At 28.0% G+C, this 1,304-nt stretch carries 2 protein-coding genes; both read right to left on the bottom strand.

The window, feature by feature from the left end:
- A partial coding sequence (locus tag ACTG3V_RS15370) for a sensor histidine kinase (RefSeq protein WP_439133054.1) occupies positions 1-1,032 on the bottom strand: 1,032 nt, incomplete at its 3' end.
- A 113-nt stretch (positions 1,033-1,145) separates the two neighbouring features.
- Complete coding sequence (locus ACTG3V_RS15365) at positions 1,146-1,277, bottom strand: hypothetical protein (protein WP_439133055.1); 132 nt, start codon at positions 1,275-1,277, stop codon at positions 1,146-1,148.
- Between the last annotated feature and the right edge of the window lie 27 nt (positions 1,278-1,304).

The following is a 1,304-nucleotide window of genomic DNA, read 5'->3' as shown; positions in this document are numbered from 1 at the left end:
TTCTGTATTTGCTTGAATTAAGTTAAAAGTAGCTTTGTTTTTATATTGAATTGTTAATCTCTTTTGCAAATTTTTTAAGCCCAAACCTGCACTTTTTGTATCATCAATACTTCCTGGGTTTCTAACTATGATTTCAATAAAATGGTGTTGCTTTTTAATAATAAGACTTATAGTGCCTCCTTTAACGATTAAATCAATTCCATGTTTAATTGCATTTTCGACCAATAGCTGAATACTTAAAGTAGGTATTTTAAAATTGTCTACTATTTTATTTACAGAAATTTCTAAATGCAATCGTTCTTCAAAACGCATTTTCTCTAATTCGATATAATCTTTCACTAAAGATAACTCCTCCTTAATGGTAATTAAACCTTTATCTTTTTCATATAAGGATGAACGTAATAAATCTGACAACAAATCTATTGATCTTCTGGCTGTATCTGGGTTTTCAATGACTAAAGATTTTATTGAGTTTAATGAATTGAACAAAAAATGAGGATTCAATTGCGCTGATAAGTTATCTAACTGAGCTTGTTTAGCGATTAACGATAATTGCGCATTTTCTTTAGCAGTAACTACTTCTTTTTGATAATAATGATACAAGTGATAGGCTAATACCCAGATTGACATTAAACGAAGTCCTGTGAGTAAAATCGGATTCCAATACATCATTGACTCTAAAAAATCAACATTCTTTATCACAAAAAAGGTTCTGAAAACAATCCATTTTAAATTGTTTATGAATACATACAAAATTGCTAGTAAAAGTATGCTAGGAATTACTCTTACTATTAATTGTTTTATTGGCAATTTACTCCATTCAGCTTTTAAAGCATAGACTCTATACATATGCGTAAGGAGTATTCCAATTGAGATATCTAATACATAATTTAACAACGTGTAAAAAAACCCGTAATTATCTCTCGTATATACTGTGTATGCCCAATAAATAGATACTAGACTCCAACCTATGAATTGGCATTGCCAATATAAGTGTATTTTTGATAAATTTTTATTTAGATGCAAACTCATAATAGACTACAAAGCAACGTAATTTGCCTTAAAATAGGAAAAATAAATACATGAGCGTATTTATTTTAGAGTTAACGTTAAATAATTGATGTTTTTATAAAAAATATAAGGATTTACACTTTCAGTATTTCTAAAGTATTTTTTCTGTATAAATCTCCAATTGGTATTTCAATTTCGCCAATTTCAATATCTTGTTTTGTGTAAGCAGTAACTTTTTGCTTGTTAACTATGTAAGATCTATGCACTCTTATAAAACGATTATCTAGCTTCTC

Source organism: Polaribacter sp., from assembly GCF_965660385.1.
Taxonomy (GTDB): Bacteria; Bacteroidota; Bacteroidia; order Flavobacteriales; family Flavobacteriaceae; genus Polaribacter.
The sequence above is the reverse complement of the archived record's forward strand: the minus strand, read 5'-3'. Positions and strand labels throughout refer to the sequence as shown.